The organism is Agromyces sp. C10 (assembly GCF_023217995.1).
GTDB classification, from domain to species: Bacteria; Actinomycetota; Actinomycetes; order Actinomycetales; family Microbacteriaceae; genus Agromyces; species Agromyces indicus.
On sequence record NZ_JALPSX010000001.1, the window covers coordinates 254,531 to 273,629 of the forward strand.

Annotated in this window: 14 protein-coding genes and 1 pseudogene; 9 read left to right on the forward strand and 6 right to left on the reverse strand. The window is 72.5% G+C overall.

What is annotated here, in order from left to right:
• The first annotated feature begins 71 nt into the window (after positions 1–71).
• The 4 genes from pta to M1L56_RS01310 all read left to right on the forward strand — a co-directional run bounded on the left by pta (position 72) and on the right by M1L56_RS01310 (position 5,590).
• Positions 72–2,237 (forward strand): phosphate acetyltransferase, encoded by a 2,166-nt coding sequence (pta, locus tag M1L56_RS01295; protein WP_248597834.1) that lies wholly within the window; start codon positions 72–74, stop codon positions 2,235–2,237.
• A 120-nt stretch (positions 2,238–2,357) separates the two neighbouring features.
• The gene (locus M1L56_RS01300) at positions 2,358–3,548 is read left to right on the forward strand and encodes an acetate/propionate family kinase (RefSeq protein ID WP_248597835.1); all 1,191 of its coding nucleotides are present in this window, start codon (positions 2,358–2,360) and stop codon (positions 3,546–3,548) included.
• 93 nt (positions 3,549–3,641) lie between these two features.
• A complete protein-coding gene (locus M1L56_RS01305) occupies positions 3,642–4,229 on the forward strand; it encodes a helix-turn-helix domain-containing protein (protein WP_248597836.1) in 588 nt (195 codons plus the stop codon).
• The gene (locus tag M1L56_RS01310; RefSeq protein ID WP_248597837.1) at positions 4,226–5,590 is read left to right on the forward strand and encodes an MFS transporter; all 1,365 of its coding nucleotides are present in this window, start codon (positions 4,226–4,228) and stop codon (positions 5,588–5,590) included. The genes M1L56_RS01305 and M1L56_RS01310 overlap by 4 nt, the downstream gene beginning before the upstream one ends.
• Positions 5,591–5,618: 28 nt before the next feature.
• Here M1L56_RS01310 and M1L56_RS01315 read toward each other — a convergent pair whose 3' ends face one another.
• A complete protein-coding gene (locus tag M1L56_RS01315; RefSeq protein ID WP_248597838.1) occupies positions 5,619–6,014 on the reverse strand; it encodes a TraR/DksA C4-type zinc finger protein in 396 nt (131 codons plus the stop codon).
• Positions 6,015–6,132: 118 nt separating this feature from the next.
• Between M1L56_RS01315 and M1L56_RS01320 the strand changes: the two are divergent.
• Positions 6,133–8,235, forward strand: a pseudogene (locus tag M1L56_RS01320) (DNA polymerase III subunit gamma and tau); the annotation flags it as partial.
• A gap of 39 nt (positions 8,236–8,274) precedes the next feature.
• Here M1L56_RS01320 and M1L56_RS01325 read toward each other — a convergent pair.
• The 3 genes from M1L56_RS01325 to nucS form a co-directional block, all read right to left on the reverse strand.
• On the reverse strand, positions 8,275–11,082 hold the full coding sequence (locus M1L56_RS01325; protein ID WP_248597839.1) for an immune inhibitor A domain-containing protein: 2,808 nt from the start codon (positions 11,080–11,082) through the stop codon (positions 8,275–8,277).
• 223 nt (positions 11,083–11,305) lie between these two features.
• On the reverse strand, positions 11,306–11,998 hold the full coding sequence (locus M1L56_RS01330; RefSeq protein WP_248597840.1) for an HAD hydrolase-like protein: 693 nt from the start codon (positions 11,996–11,998) through the stop codon (positions 11,306–11,308).
• Between the two features lie 55 nt (positions 11,999–12,053).
• Positions 12,054–12,749 (reverse strand): endonuclease NucS, encoded by a 696-nt coding sequence (nucS, locus tag M1L56_RS01335; RefSeq protein WP_067947695.1) that lies wholly within the window; start codon positions 12,747–12,749, stop codon positions 12,054–12,056.
• A 45-nt stretch (positions 12,750–12,794) separates the two neighbouring features.
• Here nucS and M1L56_RS01340 point away from each other — a divergent pair, with 45 nt between their 5' ends.
• Entirely contained in the window at positions 12,795–13,352 is a 558-nt protein-coding gene (locus M1L56_RS01340; RefSeq protein ID WP_248597841.1) for a dihydrofolate reductase family protein, read from the forward strand.
• 61 nt (positions 13,353–13,413) lie between these two features.
• On the opposite strand, the gene M1L56_RS01345 is transcribed toward M1L56_RS01340, so the two are convergent.
• Entirely contained in the window at positions 13,414–13,875 is a 462-nt protein-coding gene (locus M1L56_RS01345; RefSeq protein WP_067947699.1) for a hypothetical protein, read from the reverse strand.
• Positions 13,876–13,919: 44 nt separating this feature from the next.
• Positions 13,920–15,242, reverse strand: coding sequence for an MFS transporter (locus M1L56_RS01350; protein WP_248597842.1), 1,323 nt, complete (start codon positions 15,240–15,242; stop codon positions 13,920–13,922).
• A 308-nt stretch (positions 15,243–15,550) separates the two neighbouring features.
• Here M1L56_RS01350 and tdh point away from each other — a divergent pair, with 308 nt between their 5' ends.
• The 3 genes from tdh to M1L56_RS01365 all read left to right on the forward strand — a co-directional run bounded on the left by tdh (position 15,551) and on the right by M1L56_RS01365 (position 18,998).
• Positions 15,551–16,594, forward strand: coding sequence for an L-threonine 3-dehydrogenase (gene tdh, locus M1L56_RS01355; protein WP_248597843.1), 1,044 nt, complete (start codon positions 15,551–15,553; stop codon positions 16,592–16,594).
• Positions 16,595–16,596: 2 nt separating this feature from the next.
• The gene (locus M1L56_RS01360) at positions 16,597–17,778 is read left to right on the forward strand and encodes a glycine C-acetyltransferase (RefSeq protein WP_067947705.1); all 1,182 of its coding nucleotides are present in this window, start codon (positions 16,597–16,599) and stop codon (positions 17,776–17,778) included.
• A 143-nt stretch (positions 17,779–17,921) separates the two neighbouring features.
• Complete coding sequence (locus M1L56_RS01365; RefSeq protein WP_067947707.1) at positions 17,922–18,998, forward strand: LacI family DNA-binding transcriptional regulator; 1,077 nt, start codon at positions 17,922–17,924, stop codon at positions 18,996–18,998.
• Positions 18,999–19,099: the final 101 nt, after the last annotated feature.

Consider the following 19,099-nt stretch of genomic DNA (forward strand, 5'->3'; position numbering starts at 1 on the left):
ATCCGCTCGCCCGACCTGACTCGCCCGTGATTCCCAGTTCGACGTCTCGGCCGCCCAATAGGCTGGCTCGCGTGGCGCACAGCATCTACATCTGTTCCGCCGAGGGCAACACCGGCAAGTCGACGGTCGCGCTCGGCACGGTCGACACGCTGAGCCGCCGGGCGACGAGGGTCGGCGTGTTCCGGCCGATCGCCCGGTCCACGCAGGAGCGCGACTACGTGCTCGAGCTGCTCCTCGCGCACGACGGCGTGATCGGGCTCGGCTACGACGAGGCCATCGGCGTCACCTACGAGGACGTGCACGCCGACCCCGAGGCGGCGCTCGCGACGATCGTCCGCCGCTTCAAGGCCGTCGAGTCCCGCTGCGACGTCGTGGTCGTGATCGGCTCCGACTACACCGACGTCGGCAGCCCCACCGAGCTGGCCTACAACGCGCGCATCGCGGCCAACCTCGGCGCCCCGGTGCTCCTCGCGGTCGGCGGCCGGGTGCCGCAGGGCCGAGGGGCGAGCGAGCGGCTGGGCTACACCGATTCGCGCACCCCCGAGGAGCTCGCGCAGCTCACCGAGCTGGCGCTCGAGGAGCTCGAGCGGGAGCACGCGACCGTCCTGGGCATCGTCGCGAACCGCGCCGACCCCGACCGGCTCGATGATGTGGTGGCTGCGCTGCGCGCGGCGGTGCGGCGGGCAGCGGAGGCCGCGGCATCCGCCGGTCGTGCGTCGGTCGATGCGGCATCCGTCGCCGTGTGGGCGGTGCCCGAGGACCCGTTCCTCGTCGCGCCGTCGATGCGCAGCATCATGCACGCGCTCCGCGGCGAGCTGTACGCGGGCGACCCGGAGCTGCTCGAGCGCGAGGCGCTCGGCGCCGTGATCGCGGCCATGTCGATGGAGAACGTGCTGACGCGGCTCATCGAGGGCTCGGTCGTGGTCGTCCCGGGCGATCGGAGCGAGGTGCTGCTCGGGGTGCTGACGGCGCACGCGTCGGCGACGTTCCCGTCGATCTCGGGCATCGTGCTGAACGGCGGGTTCCCGATCTCCGAGACGGTGCAGCGGCTGATCGAGGGCCTGAAGTCCGACCTGCCGATCATCCGCACCGAGCTCACGACCTACGACACCGCGCTCGCGATCACCCACACGCGCGGCCGGCTCGCCGCCGAGTCGCAGCGCAAGCGCGACACCGCGCTGGCCCTGTTCGAGAAGCACGTCGACGGGCACGAGCTGCTCGACCGGCTCGACGTGGCCCGCACCGACGTGGTGACGCCGCTCATGTTCGAGTACGGCCTCCTCGCGCGGGCGCGCGAGGCGCGCAAGCACATCGTGCTGCCCGAGGGGTACGACGACCGCGTGCTGCGCGCCGCGGCGACGCTGCTCGCGCGCGACGTCGCCGACCTCACGATCCTCGGCGAGGAGATCGAGATCCGCTCGCGCGCCATCGGCCTGGGCCTCGACATCTCGAAGGCGACCGTGCTGTCGAACCACGACCACGTGCTCGTGTACCGGTTCGCCGACGAGTACCAGCGTCGGCGGGCCCACAAGGGCGTCACGCTCGAGCAGGCGCGCGACACCGTTCAGGACGTGTCGTACTTCGGCACGATGATGGTCGAGCTCGGCCTCGCCGACGGCATGGTCTCCGGTGCGATGCACACGACCGCGCACACGATCCGCCCGGCGTTCGAGCTCATCAAGACCCGGCCGGGCGTCGAGGTCGTCTCGAGCGTGTTCCTCATGGCGCTCGCCGACCGGGTGCTGGTGTACGGCGACTGCGCGATCGTTCCCGATCCGACGGCCGAGCAGCTCGCCGACATCGCGATCTCGTCGGCGCAGACGGCGGACCAGTTCGGCATCGAGCCGCGCGTCGCGATGCTGTCGTACTCGACGGGCGAGTCGGGTTCGGGGGCGGATGTCGACAAGGTGCGGCTCGCGACCGAGCTCGTGCGGCAGCGTGCTCCCGAGCTGCCGGTCGCAGGGCCGATCCAGTACGACGCGGCGGCCGATGCGGCGGTGGCGCGCACGAAGATGCCCGAATCGGATGTCGCGGGGCGGGCGACCGTGTTCGTGTTCCCCGACCTCAACACGGGCAACAACACGTACAAGGCGGTGCAGCGCTCGGCCGGCGCGGTGGCGATCGGCCCGGTGCTGCAGGGGCTGCGCAAGCCCGTGAACGACCTGTCGCGCGGCGCGCTCGTGCAGGACATCGTGAACACGGTGGCGATCACGGCGATCCAGGCGGCCGCGACATGAGCGCCCCCGGTGGTCGAGTAGCCCGCGGAGCGCGCGTACCGAGACCCGGGAGCCCCGCATGAGAGCCCCCGGTGGTCGAGTAGCCCGCGGAGCGCGCGTATCGAGACCCGGGAGCCCCGCATGAGCATCGTCCTCGTCGTCAACTCCGGTTCGTCGTCGCTGAAGTACCAGCTGGTCGACGTCGAGTCGGCCGAGGCGCTCGCGACCGGCCTCGTCGAGCGCATCGGGCGGCCGCCGGGCACCGCCAGGCACACGGATGCCACGGGCGCGACGTTCCGCGAGGAGCTCGACGTGCCCGACCACGACGCCGCCTTCGCGTGGATGCTGCGGGCGTTCGCCGAACACGGCCCGTCGCTGGAGGAACGTCCGCCCGTGGCCGTCGGCCACCGCGTGGTGCAGGGCGGCGCGCGGTTCTTCGAGCCGACGGTGATCACCGAGCTCGTGAAGATCAACATCGACGAGCTGTCGGTGCTCGCGCCGCTGCACAACCCGGCGAACCTCGCGGGCATCGTCGCCGCCGAGCGTGCGTTCCCGTCGGTGCCGCATGTCGCCGTGTTCGACACGGCGTTCCACCAGACCATGCCGCCCGCGGCGTACACGTACGCGATCGACGCCGAGGTCGCGGCGCGGCACCGGGTCCGCCGGTACGGGTTCCACGGCACGTCCCACCAGTATGTCTCGCGCGCGGCCGCGGACTTCCTCGGGCGCCCGGTCGAGGAGTTGAAGCTCATCGTCCTGCACCTCGGCAACGGGGCGTCGGCGTGCGCGGTCGACGGCGGTCGCTCGGTCGAGACGAGCATGGGCATGACCCCGCTCGAGGGACTCGTGATGGGCACCCGCTCGGGCGACCTCGACCCGGCGGTGCTCCTGCACCTGCAGCGACGTGCCGGCCTCGACGTCGCCGGCGTCGACGACCTGCTCAACAAGCGCAGCGGCATCCTGGGGCTGGGCGGCCACGGCGACATGCGCGACCTGGTCGCGGCGGCCGGGTCGGGTGATGCGCGCGCCGAGCTCGCGCTCGAGGTGTACTGCCACCGCATCCGCTCGTACGTGGGGGCGTACGCCGCGCAGCTCGGGCGGCTCGACGCGGTCGTCTTCACGGCCGGCGTGGGCGAGAACGCCGCGCCGGTGCGGGCGCGGGCGCTCGCGGGGCTCGAGTGGTTCGGCATCGAGGTCGATGCGGAGCGCAATGCGGCTCGCGGGGGAGCGCGCCGCATCTCGCCGGACGGCGCCGGGGTCGAGGTGCTCGTGGTGCCCACCGACGAGGAGCTCGAGATCGCCCGCCAGACCGTCGAGGTCGTCGGCCGCTGACCCCGCCGGCCGGCAGGGTCAGCGGCCGGCCGGCGGGCGGTCAATTTCACAACAACACTTGTACAAGACTTCTTGTAGATGTAGCCTCGCGGCATGGACGACCGCCGCCCGGACTCGAACCGCATCCAGTTGCACGACGCGGGGCCGATGCGCGCGCTCGCGCATCCCGTCCGCCTGCGCCTGCTCGGCCTGCTGCGCATCGACGGCCCGGCCACGGTCGGCATGCTCGCCGAGCGCACCGGCGAGGCCGCGGGCTCCATCAGCTACCACGTGTCCACGCTCGCCAAGCACGGCTTCGTCGAGGAGGCGCCCGAACTCGCGCGCGACCGGCGCGAGCGGTGGTGGCGGTCGGCCCACGAGGTGACGAGCTGGCAGTCGGCGGAGTTCGTCGACGATCCCGACCGCCGCGCGGCATCCGACGCCCTGCGCCGCACCGTGCTCGAGGCCTACCATCGCGAACTGCTCGGCGCGCTCGACGCTGAGTCCGGGCTCGAACCCGAGTGGGTCGCCGCCTCCGACTCGAGTGACGGCGCCGCGCACCTCACGCTCGAGGAGTTCCAGGAGCTCGGGGCCGAGCTCGCCGCGGTGCGCGAACGCTGGTGGGCGCGCGGTCGCGAGCCGCGCGAGGGCGCGCGTCCGGTGCGCTGGATCACCCACGTCTTCCCGAGGGCCGACGCGTGAACTCCGAAGCGGATGCCACGCGGCCGGCCGCGGCGCCTCGTCGCCGCATCCCGCTGCTCGCGCTCTACGCGGCGCAGCTCTGCTCGCTCGCCGGCAACGCGATCGCCCTCGTCGCCATCCCGATCATCGTGCTGCAGCAGACCGGCTCCCCGCTCGCGGCGGGTGTCGCGGGCATCTTCGCGACCGTACCGCTCGTGGTCGGCGGTGCGCTCGGCGGCGTGCTCGTCGACCGCTTCGGCTACCGCGCATCGAGCATCGCCGCCGACATCGCGAGCGGGGTGACGGTGCTCGCCATCCCGCTGCTGGATGCCGCGGGGCTGCTCTCGTTCGGCGCGCTGCTCGCGCTCGTGTTCCTCGGCGGGCTGCTCGACGCCCCGGGCGACACGGCGAAGACGGTCCTCATGCCCGATCTCGCCGCCCTGGCCCGGATCCCGCTCGCCCGCGCGGCCGGCGCCCAGTCGGCGGTGCAGCGCACGGCGACCATGGTCGGGGCCGGCGTGGCCGGGGCGCTCGTCGCGCTCGCGGGGCCGATGACCGCGCTGGTGGCGGATGCCGCCGGCTTCGCCGTCTCCGCCCTGCTCGTCGCACTCCTCGTGCCGCGGCCGGCGGCGCTCCGCGGCGACCGAGTCCCCGAGCCGGACGAGGCGGCCGAGACCGCCGGGTCGAGCGTGCAGGCGTTCATCGCCGGCATCCGCTTCGTCTGGCGCACCCCGCTCGCGCGCGGGATCGTGCTGCTCGTCACGCTGACCAACGCGATCGATGCGGCCGGGATGACCGTGCTGAAGCCCGTGTACGCGTCGCAGGTGCTCGGCGACCCGGCGGTGCTCGGGTTCATGGTCGGCTGCTTCGCCGCGGGCGCCCTCACCGGCTCGGCGCTGTTCGGCATCATCGGCCACCGCGCGTCGGGACGGACGATGTTCGCGATCTGCTTCGTGCTCGCCGGCGCGCCGCCCTACGCCGCGATGGCGCTCGGGGCACCCGTCGAGGTGCTGTTCCCGGTGCTCGCGGCGTCGGGCCTCGCGGCCGGGGCCATCAACCCGATGATCGCGACGGCGCTGTACTCGGTGGTGCCCGACGGCATGCGCGCACGGGTGTTCGGTGCCCTCACGGCCGGTGTGGCCGCGTCGATGCCGGTGGGCGCGCTCCTCGCGGGTGTCACGGTGGAGGCGTTCGGACTGGGCGGCGTGCTCGCGGGCGCGGCCGTGCTCTACGCGGTGCTCGGGGCGAGTCCGCTCGTGCTGCGATCGTTCGACGGGCTGTCGAGTGCCGGGCGCGCGGCATCCGTCGTCGATCGTGACGGCGATGCGCAGGCCGGCGCGACAGCGGATGCCGCGCAGGCGGCGACCGAGGCGGTGCGCTGACCGGTCGCCTCGCGGGGTGCGGCGCGGTTCAGCGGACCTTGCGCGCGCAGTCGATGCAGAGCGTCGCCGTGGGCCGCGCCTCGAGCCGGGCGACCGAGATCTTCTGCCCGCACTTCTCGCAGACGCCGTAGGTGCCGTCGTCGATGCGCGCGAGCGCGCGCTCCACGTCGACGAGCTCGTGCTCGACGTCGTGCAGGACCGCGGTGCGCTGCGACCACTCCTGGCTCATGGTGGGGCCGTCGGGATCGTGCTCGTCGTCGACCGAGCCGTCGGATCTCGCTTCGCGAACCGCCGTGATGCCCTCGCTCTGCTCGGCGAGACGCTCCTCGGCCTCCCGGCGTTCGGCGAGCAGCAGCTCCCGGAAGCGCTCGAGTTGCTCCGCGCTGCGGATCCCCGTCACGTGACCACCTCCGTCGTCGTGCACCGGTCGAGCGGATGTCGGAACCCGCGCCGATGCGGTCCACCGATCCTATGCCCGCCCGCCGTCACGGGCGCCGATCCACGCCGGACGCGCTGTCGGACGGCGCGACTAGCATTGACGCGTGGTCACCGCCCTCTACCGCCGATACCGGCCCGAGACCTTCGCCGAGATGATCGGCCAGTCGCAGGTCACCGAGCCGCTCATGACGGCGTTGCGCACCGACCGCGTGAACCACGCCTACCTGTTCAGCGGTCCGCGCGGCTGCGGCAAGACGACCTCGGCCCGCATCCTCGCGCGCTGCCTGAACTGCGCCGAGGGGCCGACCGACACGCCCTGCGGCACGTGCCCGAGCTGCGTCGAGCTCTCACGTGCGGGCGGCGGTTCGCTCGACGTCGTCGAGATCGACGCGGCGAGCCACAACGGCGTCGACGACGCGCGCGACCTGCGCGAGCGCGCCGTGTTCGCCCCCGCTCGCGACCGCTACAAGATCTTCATCCTCGACGAGGCGCACATGGTGACCCCGCAGGGCTTCAACGCCCTGCTGAAGCTCGTCGAAGAGCCGCCCGAGCACGTCAAGTTCATCTTCGCGACGACCGAGCCCGACAAAGTGCTCGGCACCATCCGCTCGCGCACCCACCACTACCCGTTCCGGCTGGTGCCGCCCGCGCCGATGCTCGACTACGTGCAGCAGCTCTGCGACGACGAGGGCGTCACCGTCGAGCCCGGCGTGCTCTCGCTCGTCGTGCGGGCCGGCGGCGGCTCGCCGCGAGACACCCTCTCGCTGCTCGACCAGCTCATCGCGGGGTCCGAGGGGTCGACGGTCGGGTACGAGCGCGCGGTCGCGCTGCTCGGGTACACGCACGGCGCCCTGCTCGACGAGGTCGTCGATGCGATCGGCTCGGCCGACGCGGCGGGCGCGTTCGCGGCGGCCGACCGGGTCATGCAGACGGGCCAGGACCCGCGGCGATTCGTCGAAGACCTGCTCGAGCGCCTGCGCGACCTCATCGTGGTCGCGGCGACGAGCCCCGAGGCCGCGGCCGCGGTGCTCCGCGGCGTGCCGACCGACGAGCTCACGCGCATGGCCGCGCAGGCGGCCGCGTTCGGCGCGGCCGAGCTCTCGCGAGTCGCCGACCTGGTCAACCAGACCCTCACCGAGATGACGGGCGCCACCTCGCCGCGCCTGCACCTCGAGCTCATGCTCGCGCGCGTGCTCGTGCCCGCGAGCGACGAGACCGAGCGGGGCGCGCTCGCCCGGGTCGAGCGGCTCGAACGCCGGGTCGGCGTGACGGATGCCGCAGGCGACGCCGCGTCGCCGGGGCGGGCCTCGGTCGCGCCGCCGGCTCCGGCGCCCGCCGCTGCGCCGGCCGAGCCGACGACCGCCGCGCCGGCCGCGCGCGCGAGTGCTCCGCAGGCGAGCTCGCCCCGGGCCGATTCGTCCGCGCCCGTGGCATCCGCACCGGTGGAGGCGTCGGCGCCGGGCGTGCCGCCGACCCCGGTGCCGCCGGCCGAACCCGCTGCGCCCGTCGAGCCCGCGGCGCGTGCGGTCCCGGTCGGGCCGGTGACGCTCGAGCAGGTGCGCGACGTGTGGCCCGAGATCCTCGGCGTGCTCGAACGCACCAAGCGCACGGCCTGGATGGCCGCGCTCACGGCGAAGGTCATCGACTACCGCTCCGACGACGCCGTGCTCGTCCTCGGGTTCCCCAGCCAGAACGACGTGAAGGAGCTTCGCGGCGCCACCGGCCTCCAGAGTCCGGCCGAGCTCCTGCGCGGCGCCATCGCCGAGGTGCTCGGCGTGCAGGTCAAGTTCGTGCCGCGCGTGATGGGCGATCGCACCCCGGCCCCATCGGCGCCCGACCGTTCCGAGGGCGGCGCGGCGCCTCGCGGTGGTGCACCTGCGTCCGCGGCGCCGTCGTCGGCACCGGCGACCGAGCCGCGTCCGGCGGGCAGCGACCGGGTGGCCGCGACCGGCCCGGCGTCCGCCGACCCGACCGGCGGCCCGGCCGCGTCCGCTCCTGCTCCTGCGGCCGCCCCTGCTCCCGCGGCCGCGCCGTCCGGACCGGTCGACTCATGGGCGACCGTGGCGATCCCGACCTCCGACCCGACCGTCGCCGACCCGTCGGCCGACGCGGCGCCGGCACGCCGGTCGACGCCCGAGTGGACGACCCCCGCCGCCGCCGAGGGCGCAACACCCGATCGTCGTTGGGGGGCCCCCGGCGCCCCCCCCCCCGGGGGGGGCCGCCCCCTCGCCGATGTCAGTCCGCGATCAGTCCGCGCGCGGCGGGGTGATCTCGATCTGCGCCGAACGGTTGCCGTTCATCGCCTTCTTCACGGTGATCACCGTGCCGTAGCCGACGCCCGCGTCCTTCGGGTTGCCCGAACCGAGCACGGTCCAACCGAGGTCGGTGCCGTAGAGGTCGGTCACGGGCTTGCCGTCCGCGTCGACGACCCGCGTCGAGTACGGCTGGTTGTCGACCGAGGGGACGACGACCGAGGCGTCGGAGTGACGCCAGAACAGGCTGCCGTTGCGGTACTCGATGCCGGGCGTCCAGCCCTGGTCGTCGGTGAACGTGCGCACCGCCGGCAGCGCCGGGATCTCCGTGCAGTACTCGGTGAACGCCGCGTCCGTGATGCACTCCGTGAACGGGTACGTGTCCTGGAGGCCGAAGGCCGCGTTCGAGGACTGCGCCCGCGAGGGCAGGTTCTTCAGCGTCGACGGGTCCTTCGCCGCCGCCTCGCCGGTGCGGCGCAGCGGGTCGAAGTGGCTGTCGACGATCAGCAGGCCGCCCTTGGCGCCCGCGCTCGGCAGGGCCGTGAGGTTGTTCGCCACGTGGTTCGCGTCGCCGAACGTGGTGTCGCGGTACCAGACCAGCGCGCCCGGTGCGTTGTAGGCGATCTTGTCGACCTTCCACGCGTCGGTGCTGTAGATCGTGTCGTAGGCGTACTTCAGGCCCTCGTCGAACCCGTCGAAGTTGCGCCACTCCACGAGGTAGTAGTGCGCCTTCACCGACGTGCCCGAGTCGATCCGCCAGCCGGGACCGGTCGTTCCGGCCCATGACGACACCGCCGCGGTCCAGCCGTTCGCACCCGACTCGACGTCGTCCGTCCACACGGTCTCGGAGCCGCTCGTGACCGAGAAGTCGTCCGCGAACCAGCCGCGGTCGAGGTAGGCGGCATCCGTCACCTGGCGGAGACGGACGTCGACGGTCTGGCCGGCGTACGCGCCGAGGTCGACGTACTGGTGCACCCAGCCGTGCGAGTCACCCGTCAGGCCGTACTTCTTGCCGCCGAACGTGGCCATGTTGCCGTTCGGGTCGGCGTACGTGTCGGAGGTGGTCGCCTCGGAGCCGTCCTGGTTGTAGACCTTCAGCTCGGTCCACGAGGAGCCGCCGTCGGTCGAGACCTCGACGAAGCCGAAGTCCCAGTCCGCCTCGATGACGTAGTCGTTCCACATCCAGAACTTCGCGTCCGCGGGCACCTCGACGCTGCGCGTCAGGGTGATGTCGGCCCAGTCCTGGTCGGCCCCGGTGTACCACGCGTTCTCGCCGCTGTGCGGCTCGGTCAGCGTGATGACCTTGTCGGGCAGGTTGACCTTGACGCCGTCCTGGGTGCCCTTGAGCGGACGCGAGTTCTGCCCGACCTTGACGGTCTGGCGCTCATCGCCCGGGTTCAGCTCGAGCGGGTCGGCCCAGCCCAGCACCCACTTGTCCCAGAGGCCCATGTGCGTGGGCATCGACTGGAAGATCGGGCCGGCGTGCGAACCCGACGACATGAGGTCCCAGAAGTCGACGTCGGAGTTGCCGCCGCCGGTGGTGTCGTACAGGTCGGGCAGGCCGAGGTCGTGGCCGTACTCGTGCGCGAAGACGCCGACGCCGGAGTCCTCGGGCTGCACGATGTAGTTCGAGATCTTCAGGCCCGTGCCCGGGATCTCCGCGCCGCCGGGAACGGCCGACGAGTGCGCCCAGAGGGCGTACGTGCCCTCCGCGCCGCCACCGCCGGACTTGTCCTCACCGGCGTGCACGAGCACGACGTGGTCGATCACGCCGTCGGGCTCGGAGTAGTTCCCGTCGCCGTCGCGGTCGCCCTGGTCCTCGATGTCGTAGTCGGCGAAGGGGAAGTCCGGCTGCTGCTCCGAGAGCGCCTTGACGGCGTCGATCGCGAGCTGCTGCGGACCCATCGGGTTGTCCGGGTGGCCCTTCATGTCCTGGATGGCGCCGGCGACCCAGGTGCCGTTCTCGTCCTGCGTGCAGCGGCTGGCGCCGTAGTACGCCTCGGAGTGCGGGACGGTGATCCACTCGGTGGTCTTGCCGGTCACCGTGTAGGCGCCGCGCGACATCTCCTCGTACATCGCCTTCATCGAGTAGCCCGAGATGTCGAACCCGGGCTTGCCGTCGGGGCCCGTGAGGTCGGTGCGCACGCGCTCGGTGATGCCTTCGTCGCTGAAGAGCATCGCGTCGAAGTGCTCCGACGAGAAGTCGGGCACCCACATCGAGTTGTTGTCGAGCATCGACGCGTCGGCGGGGTTCGGGATGTTGTTGTGGAGCGGGCCGTTCTGCACGTCGCCCGGCTTGCAGTCGGTCGCGCCGAACGCGGTCGGCACGTACACGCCCGTGAAGTCGTCGTTCGCCTGGTCGTTGAACTCGACGAGGATCGTCAGGAGCTTCGCCTCCTGCGTCGAGGGCGCCTTCTTGTAGCGCTTCTCGTACTTGTCCTTCTTGAGCTGCTTGGGGCTCTTGCCGGTCTTCATCGCCTCGGCTTCGAGCTTCGCGAGGCCCTGCGCGGCGATCGGGTTGCCCGAGGCGAACTTCTGGTCGACCTCCTCGGCGAGCTCGATGGCCCGCTTCTGCGCCGCCTCGCCCTCGACGACCTTCAGGTCGCTGCCGAACGCCTCTTCGGCGCGCGGCTCGACGTAGTTGATGTAGTACTCCGAGGCGTCGATCGACGTCTCGGCCCCCTGCGGTGCCGCCGTCGCCATCCCGCCCGCGCCCGTGGCCGCGAGTCCGGATGCGACGAGGGCGAGCGCCGGCAGGGCTGCCGCGGCGCGCTTCCGCGCGCGCGAGCTGGTTCCAGCCATGGTTCTCCCTCCGAGTGCCCGCAGCGGTGGCCGGGGACACGATCGTCGTCCGCCGGTGGGCGGACGTAGGGGGAATCCTGCCCCCCGAACGGGGGCGGTGGGAAGTCCCTGCCGGGGAAGCGACCGGAATCGTTGCTATCGAGACATCCTCATGGAATGCCTCGTCGGCGCGCCGGTCGTGCGAGCGACGATGGCGGATGACGCAGGTCCTGCGCCGTCGGCGTCAGCCGACGAGGAGGCTCCGGAGCTGGTCGGCGGAGTGCACGACCGCGAGGGCGTCGCCGGCCTCCGCGGGGGAGCCGTAGCCCCACTCGACGAGGATGGTCGGCACGTCGTGGGCGGCCGCGCCGAGGATGTCGTACCCGCGATCGCCCACCATGACGGCATCCGTCGTGTCGATGCCGCGGGCCTGCAGGCGCCGCAGCGCCTCGGCGACGACGTCGGCCTTTGTGCTGCGCGTCTCATCCTCGCTGGCACCGGCGATGTCGGTGAAGTACTTCGTCAGCCCGTTGTGCTCGAGCACCTCGCGGGCCATCGACTCCGGCTTGCTCGTGGCGAGCGCGATCGGGATGCCGGCCGCGTGCACGCGCTGGAGCACGCCCTCGACGCCGGGGAAGACGGGGGAGCGGAGCAGGTGCTGGTCGTAGTGGTCGCGGTAGACGTTGAGCGCCTCCCACGCCTCGACGTCGGTGAAGCCGGCCGTCATCTGGAGGCTGTCGAGCAGCGGCGGGCCGACGTACGAGCGCAGCGTGTCGGCATCCGGAACGGGGACGCCCATCTCGGTGAACATGTGGGCGAGGGAGTCCATGATCTCGCTCGCGGAGTCGACGATCGTGCCGTCCAGGTCGAACAGCACGGCGGACCAGACGCGCGGGGGTGCGGCCGTGGTCGGGGTCGTGGAAAGGGGGGAGGTCACCGAGTCATCCTACGACCTGTTGTTCGAGGAACACTCAGGAAACGTCCGGGCTGGGTCAGAACAGGCGGGCGTGACCGCTGTCGACGCCGCGCATCGCGTCGTAGTCGAGCACCACGCAGCGGATGCCGCGGTCCTCCGCCAGCGTGCGCGCCTGCGGCTTGATCTCCTGCGCGGCGAACACCCCCGTGACCGGCGCCAGGCGCGGATCGCGGTTCATCAGGTCGAGGTAGCGCGTGAGCTGCTCGACGCCGTCGATGTCGCCGCGGCGCTTCAGCTCGACCGCGACCGAGCGGCCCGCGGCATCCGTCGCCAGGATGTCGACCGGGCCGATCGCGGTCATGTACTCGCGCCGCACCAGCCGGTAGCCGTCGCCCAGCACCTCGATCTGCTCGGCGAGGAGCTGCTGGAGGTGCGACTCCACCCCGTCCTTCTGCAGCCCGGGGTCGACCCCGAGCTCGTGGCTCGAGTCGTGCAGCACCTCGTGGATCGACACGATCAGGCGATCGGCCGTCTTGCGGTGGGTGACGGTCCACACCTCGGCGACGCCCGCCGCACGCTGGTCGTCGTCGGGCACCGCGGTCTCGAGCGTGCACGGCGGGCTCATCCAGTTGAGGGGCTTGTAGCTGCCGCCGTCGGAGTGGACCAGGAGGCTGCCGTCGCCCTTCACCATGAGCAGGCGCGTCGCGAGCGGGAGGTGCGCCGAGAGCCGGCCGGCATAGTCGACGGAGCAACGGGCGATGACGAGACGCACCCTGCGAGTCTACGTTGGAGGTGGGACGTGGTCGGAGGGGGACCGATGGGCCGATTGATCTACTCCGCACTGGCCTCGCTCGACGGGTGCATCGCCGACCGCGACGGCGGATTCGACTGGGCGCTGCCGGGCGACGACGTGCACGCGGCCGTGAACGCGCGGATGCACGGTGTCGGCGTCTTCCTGCTGGGGCGGCGCACGTACGAGGTCATGCGCGCCTGGGACGCGATCGACCTCGACGGGCTGCCCGAGGTGGTGGTGGGCTTCGCACGGATCTGGCGGTCGGCCGACAAGGTCGTCTACTCGCGGACGCTCCACCACGTCGACGCCCCGCGCACCCGCGTCGAACGGCACTTCGACGTCGACGGGGTGCGGCGCCTCGTCCCGTCGCTCGGCCGCGACGCCGCGATCGGCGGCCCCGACCTGGCCGGTGCGGCGTTCCGCGCCGGGATCGTCGACGAGGTGCTGCTCCACGTGTTCCCGGTGCTCGTCGGCGGTGGCACGCCGGCCTTCCCCGAGGCGCGGCTCGACCTGGCGCTCGCCGAGACGCGCACCTACGACCGCGGCGTGGTCGGGCTCGCGTACCGTCGCGTCACGACGTGACGGGTGCGGCCGTTCGCGCCCGGTGATGCGGCTGCAGCGGCATCCGTCGTCGCCGGCGGCATCACTCGGCCGGGCCGGGTCGAGCCTCGTGGTGGCGCAGGCCGCGCGTGCGCTCGCGCTCCTTCATCTCCGCCTCGAAGATGTGCCGCCGGCCGCCGACGAGCTCCTCGCGCGCGGCTCGTTCCGAGGCCTTCACGGCGGCGTAGTACCCGTCGTCGTACTCCTCCATGACCTGGAAGGTCCAGCGCCCCTCGAGCACGTTGCGGCCGATGATCTCGCGCTCGATCCGGTCGGCGATCCCGTCGTGCCCCGCCTTCCGGAACAGCTCGACCGCCTCGCCGATCGCCAGGTCGGCCTTCCCCGTGAGCCGGTGGAACCGGTACAGCGAACCGCGCGCGTCCTCGATGACCTCGAGCGCCTCGGAGTACTTGCCGAGGGCCTCGATCGTGGCATCCGTCGTGCCCTCGGGGCGGGTGTGCTCGGGCAGGGGGGCGTCGGGGGCGGTGTCGTCGCGTTGGCTCATGGGTGCATCCTGCCGAGCGGATGCCGCGCGCGCACCCCCTTGCGTCAGCCGGCGCGGCGCTGCCGCGACCGCTCGCGCGCGGCCGGCGCGGCGAGCCCCGCGACGACCATGAGTCCGAGCAGCAGCAGGAGCCCGTTGAGGATGCCGAACTGCTCGCCGAGGAAGCCGATGAGCGGCGGGCCGACGAGGAACGCGCAGTAGCCGATCATCGCGACCGCCGAGACGCGCGCCGCGGCATCCGCTCGGTCGGGCACGTCGGCGGCGGCCGACATGCCGACCGGGAACGCGAGCGAGCAGCCGATGCCCCACAGGAGCGTGCCGACGATCAGCACCCACGGCTCGGACCCGAAGATGAACAGCGCGAGCCCGACGACGCCGATCGCGGCCATCGACTGCAGCATCGCCACGCGCCCGAACCGGTCGATGAACGGCCCGCCGAGCACGCGCGCCGCCGTGATCGCGATGGTGAAGACGGTGAACATGGCGGCCGCGGTCGTCTCGTCGAAGCCGTGCCCGTCGACGACCGCGAGGGCGAGCCAGTCGTTGGCGCTGCCCTCGGCGAACGACATGCCGAGCATGACGACGCCGATGAGGAGCAGGCGCACGTCGGTCCACACCGAGAGGCTCCGCTTCAGGCGCACGGTCCACGGGTCGCGAGGCGTGTCGGCGTGGGTGTCGTCGCCGAGCTCGGCGCGCAGCGGCACGAAGCGCACCGCCACGACCACGGCGACCGCGATGACGGCCGCGATGACGCCGAGGTGCACGGCCACGATCAGGCCCAGGGCGGATGCCGCGGCCGCGAGTCCGGCGCCCGCGACCGTGCCGAAGCTGAAGAACGCGTGCATGAGCGGCATGACCGTCTTGCCGAGTTCGCGCTCGGCCTCGGCGCCCTCGACGTTCATCATCACGTCGACCGAGCCGTTGCCGAAGCCGAAGAGGACGAGGCCGACGGCGACGAGCGGCACGCTGGGCGCGATGGACCCGCCGATGCCGACGAGCACGAGTCCGATCGCGACGGTGACGAGCATGGCCGACATCCCGAGGCGGGCGCCGAAGCGCGCCATGATGGCGGGCGCGGCGATGAGACCCACGATCGAGCCGATCGAGCCCGCGAGGATGATGAGCCCGACGCCCTGCGTGCTGAGCTCGACCTGGTCGCGAACGGCGGGCAGGCGCGCGACCCAGCTCGCGAGGCTGAGGCCCGAGAGGAAGAAGATCGCGAAGATCGCGTTGCGCCAGGCGACGAGTTCGCGGCGGGGCCGGGTGCTCGTCGGCGTGCCGTCGGCGCGGGCGGCGTCGGCGGCGACGGAGGGGTGCGGGTCGAGGTTCTCGGCCATGGTGGATCCGGTTTCCGGCTGGTGCGACATTACTGCCTCGTCGTGGGATTTGCGGGGTCGAATCGATTCGACTCGAATCGATTCGAACACGATATCGACGGTGAGCGGATGTCGCAACCGCCGCAGCGCGCGCCATCCGTTCGCGTGCTGTGTCGGCGCGATCGGCATCACCCGCCGGGGGAGCGTCCGGGGGAGCGCGGTGCAGGCCCCGCCCCGCGTCATCCGCTCGCCGCCGCGACTACGATGGGCGGGTCACCTCGACGCTGCGCCGTGACCCTCGGCGCACGAAGCCGGCGCCGGCCCACCCCGCGGGCGCCCGTACGCAGAAGGCACCGCCGATGAAGGCCCTGTACAAGTCCGCGCCCGGAGCGGGATTCGAGTTCGTCGACCGGCCGGAGCCCGAACCGGGCCCCGCCGACGTGAAGATCCGGGTGCTGCGCACGGGCATCTGCGGCACCGACCTGCACATCGAGCAGTGGGACGACTGGGCCGCGTCCGAGATCCGCACGCCGCTGATCCCGGGGCACGAGTTCTACGGCGAGGTCGTCGAGGTCGGCGAACTGGTGCACGACGTCGCCGTCGGCGACCGCGTGTCGGGCGAGGGGCACATCGTCTGCGGCATGTGCCGCAACTGCCGCGCGGGTCGCCGCCAGATGTGCATCCGCACCAAGGGCGTGGGCCTGCACCGCGACGGCGCGTTCGCCGAGTACGTCGTCATCCCGGGCGAGAACGTCTGGGTGCACCACGCCGAGGTCGCGCCCGAGGTCGGCGCGATCTTCGACCCGTTCGGCAACGCGGTGCACACCGCGCTGGCGTTCTCGGTCGTCGGCGAGGACGTGCTCGTCACCGGCTGCGGCCCCATCGGGCTCATGTCGATCGCCGTGGCCCGTCATGTCGGCGCCCGCTTCATCGTCGCCTCCGACGTCAGCCCGGCCCGCCTCGAGCTGGCCATGCAGATGGGCGCGGATGCCACGGTCGACGTCTCGCGCGAGCGCATCCGCGACCTGCAGCCGCGCCTCGGCATGCGCGAGGGCTTCGACGTCGGCTTCGAGATGTCGGGCTCGGCGAAGGCGCTGCCCGAGATGATCGACAACATGAACCACGGCGGACGGATCGCTCTGCTGGGCCTGCCGAGCGAGCCGTTCGCGGTCGACTGGGGCAAGGTGGTCACGCACATGCTGACGCTCAAGGGCATCTACGGTCGCGAGATGTTCGAGACGTGGAACTCCATGAGCGCGATGCTGCAGACCAGCGGCGAGCTGCGCGAGCGCGTGGCATCCATCATCAGCGACCGCTACCCGGCACGCGACTGGCGTGCCGCGTTCGACGCGGCCGCCTCGGGCGGGGCGGGCAAGGTCATCCTCGACTGGACGGAGGTCTGAGCATGTACGGATCGGTGCAGGCGCAGTTGCGCGCCGAGCTCGACGAGATCGAGGCCGCGGGCCTCACCAAGCGCGAGCGCGGCATCCACGGCCCGCAGTCGGCCGAGATCGAGGTCGCCGGCCGGCCGGAGCTCAACTTCTGCGCGAACAACTACCTCGGCCTCGCGAACGACCCGCGCATCGTCGCGGCCGCGCACCGCGGGCTCGACGAGTGGGGCTACGGCATGGCGAGCGTGCGGTTCATCTGCGGCACGCAGGAACTGCACCTGGAGCTCGAGCGGCGGGTGTCGGAGTTCCTCGGGTACGACGACACCATCCTGTTCTCGTCGTGCTTCGACGCGAACGGCGGCGTGTTCGAGGTGCTCTTCGGGCCGGAGGACGCGATCATCTCCGACGAGCTCAACCACGCGTCGATCATCGATGGCATCAGGCTGTCGAAGGCGCAGCGGTTCCGGTACCGCAACCGCGACCTGGCCGACCTCGAGGCGCAGCTGCAGGCCGCCTCGGGCGCGCGTCGCAAGGTGATCGTCACCGACGGGGTCTTCTCGATGGACGGCTACATCGCGCCGCTCCGCGAGATCTGCGACCTGGCCGACGAGTACGGGGCGCTCGTGTTCGTCGACGACTCGCACGCCGTCGGCTTCGTGGGTTCGAACGGGCGGGGCACGCCCGAGCTGTGCGGCGTCGAGGGACGCGTCGACATCACGACCGGCACCTTCGGCAAGGCGCTCGGCGGCGCATCCGGCGGCTACGTCGCCGCCCGCCAGGAGATCGTCGACCTGCTGCGCCAGCGCGCTCGGCCGTACCTGTTCTCGAACACGCTCGCGCCGATGATCGTGGCCGGCACGCTCGAGGCGCTCCGGCTCGTCGCCGAGTCGGGCGAGCTGCGGCAGCGGCTCGTCGCGAACGCGGCGCTGTTCCGTGAGCTGATGACGGATGCCGGCTTCGAGCTGCTGCCCGGCGAGCACCCGATCGTGCCCGTCATGTTCGGCGACGCGGCGCTCACCGCCCGCATCGCGGGGGCCCTCAACGAGCGCGGCGTCTACGTGACGGCGTTCTCGTACCCGGTGGTGCCGAAGGGTCGCGCGCGCATCCGCGTGCAGCTCTCCGCCGCGCACACCGAGGACGAGATCCGCCGCTGCGTCGCCGCCTTCATCGAGGCCCGCGACGCCGTCCCCGCCTGACCGGACTCCGCCCCCCCGCCTGACCGGACTCCGCCCCGCGAGATGACGCGAACGGCGCTTCGGCGACGCCCGAAGCGCCGTTCGCGTCATCCGGCGGCGGCCGCATGCCCGGCTCGAATCGATTCGACCGTAGAATCGACGTCATGACCCCCGAGTCCGCCACGACCACCGGCGCCATTCCGCGCGTGACGCTCGCCGACGTCGCCGCGCGCGCCGGGGTCTCCGCGTCGACCGCGTCGCTCGCGTTCAGCGGCTCGGGCCCGGTGTCGGATGCCACGAAGGAGCGCGTCCTCGCCGCAGCATCCGAGCTCGGCTACGCCGGCCCCGACCCCCGGGCGCGCTCGCTGCGCCGCGGCCGGTCGGGCATCGTCGGCGTCGTGCTCGAGGAGCGCGTGCGCGCGGCCTTCCTCGACCCCGTGAAGATCCAGACGCTCGACGGCCTCACCGAGGGCATCGCGCCGCTCGGCGCGGGGCTGCTGCTGCTCACCGACTCCGGCGACCCCGACGCGCCGGTCAGCCTCGACACGGCGCCGCTCGACGCCGTCGTGCTCATCGGGTGCAGCCCGAAGTTCCACCGGCAGACCGAGCGTCTCCAGCGCCGCGGCATCCCGATCGTCGCCATCGAGGGCGCGCCGGGCGGCGGGGTGCCCGAGATCACCATCGACAACCGCGAGGCGACGCGCCTCGGCGCCGAGCACCTCCGCGAGCTCGGGCACACCGACGTCGCGACCGTGACCCTGCCGTTCGAGCCGGGTCGGGTGCGCGGTCCGCTCACCCCCGAGATCGAGGCCGCCGCGACGGTCGACACCTCGGTCGAGCGCCTGCGCGGCGCGCGCGACGTGTACCCCGGCATCCGCGCCCAGGTGGCCGCGGCCAGCTCGATCGAGGAGGGACTCGAGGCCGCACGTGCCCTGCTGGCGGATGCCGCGACCCGGCCCACCGCGATCATCGCCCAGTCCGACCTGCTCGCCGCCGGCGTCATCCAGGCCGCTGAAGAGCTCGGGCTCGCGGTGCCCGGCGACCTCAGCGTGATCGGGTTCGACGGCATCCGCGTCGACGGCCTGCAGCACGACCTCACCACGCTCGTGCAGCCGTCGGTCGCGAAGGGTCGGGCCGCGGGCGAGGCGATCGTGCAGATGCTCTCGGGCGAGGATGCCGCGGGCACCGCCTTCACGAGCACCCTCCACGTCGGCGACACGACCGCACCGCCGCGTCGCTGAGCGGCGCCCCGCGCGGCGAACTCCGCGCTCCCGAGGGCGCGGTTGCGCGACAAGCGCGCGGCGCGTGCGTCACGCACTCGTCGCGGTTCCGCGCACTCGCC

Excerpts from the sequence above, each read along its gene's own strand:
- M1L56_RS01345 (WP_067947699.1), bottom strand. The coding sequence starts at position 13,875 with ATGAGCCAACGCGACGACACCGCCCCCGACGCCCCCCTGCCCGAGCAC.
- M1L56_RS01340 (WP_248597841.1), top strand. The coding sequence starts at position 12,795 with ATGGGCCGATTGATCTACTCCGCACTGGCCTCGCTCGACGGGTGCATC.
- M1L56_RS01325 (WP_248597839.1), bottom strand. The coding sequence starts at position 11,082 with ATGGCTGGAACCAGCTCGCGCGCGCGGAAGCGCGCCGCGGCAGCCCTG.
- M1L56_RS01305 (WP_248597836.1), top strand. The coding sequence starts at position 3,642 with ATGGACGACCGCCGCCCGGACTCGAACCGCATCCAGTTGCACGACGCG.
- M1L56_RS01365 (WP_067947707.1), top strand. The coding sequence starts at position 17,922 with ATGACCCCCGAGTCCGCCACGACCACCGGCGCCATTCCGCGCGTGACG.
- M1L56_RS01300 (WP_248597835.1), top strand. The coding sequence starts at position 2,358 with ATGAGCATCGTCCTCGTCGTCAACTCCGGTTCGTCGTCGCTGAAGTAC.
- M1L56_RS01360 (WP_067947705.1), top strand. The coding sequence starts at position 16,597 with ATGTACGGATCGGTGCAGGCGCAGTTGCGCGCCGAGCTCGACGAGATC.
- M1L56_RS01350 (WP_248597842.1), bottom strand. The coding sequence starts at position 15,242 with ATGTCGCACCAGCCGGAAACCGGATCCACCATGGCCGAGAACCTCGAC.
- tdh (WP_248597843.1), top strand. The coding sequence starts at position 15,551 with ATGAAGGCCCTGTACAAGTCCGCGCCCGGAGCGGGATTCGAGTTCGTC.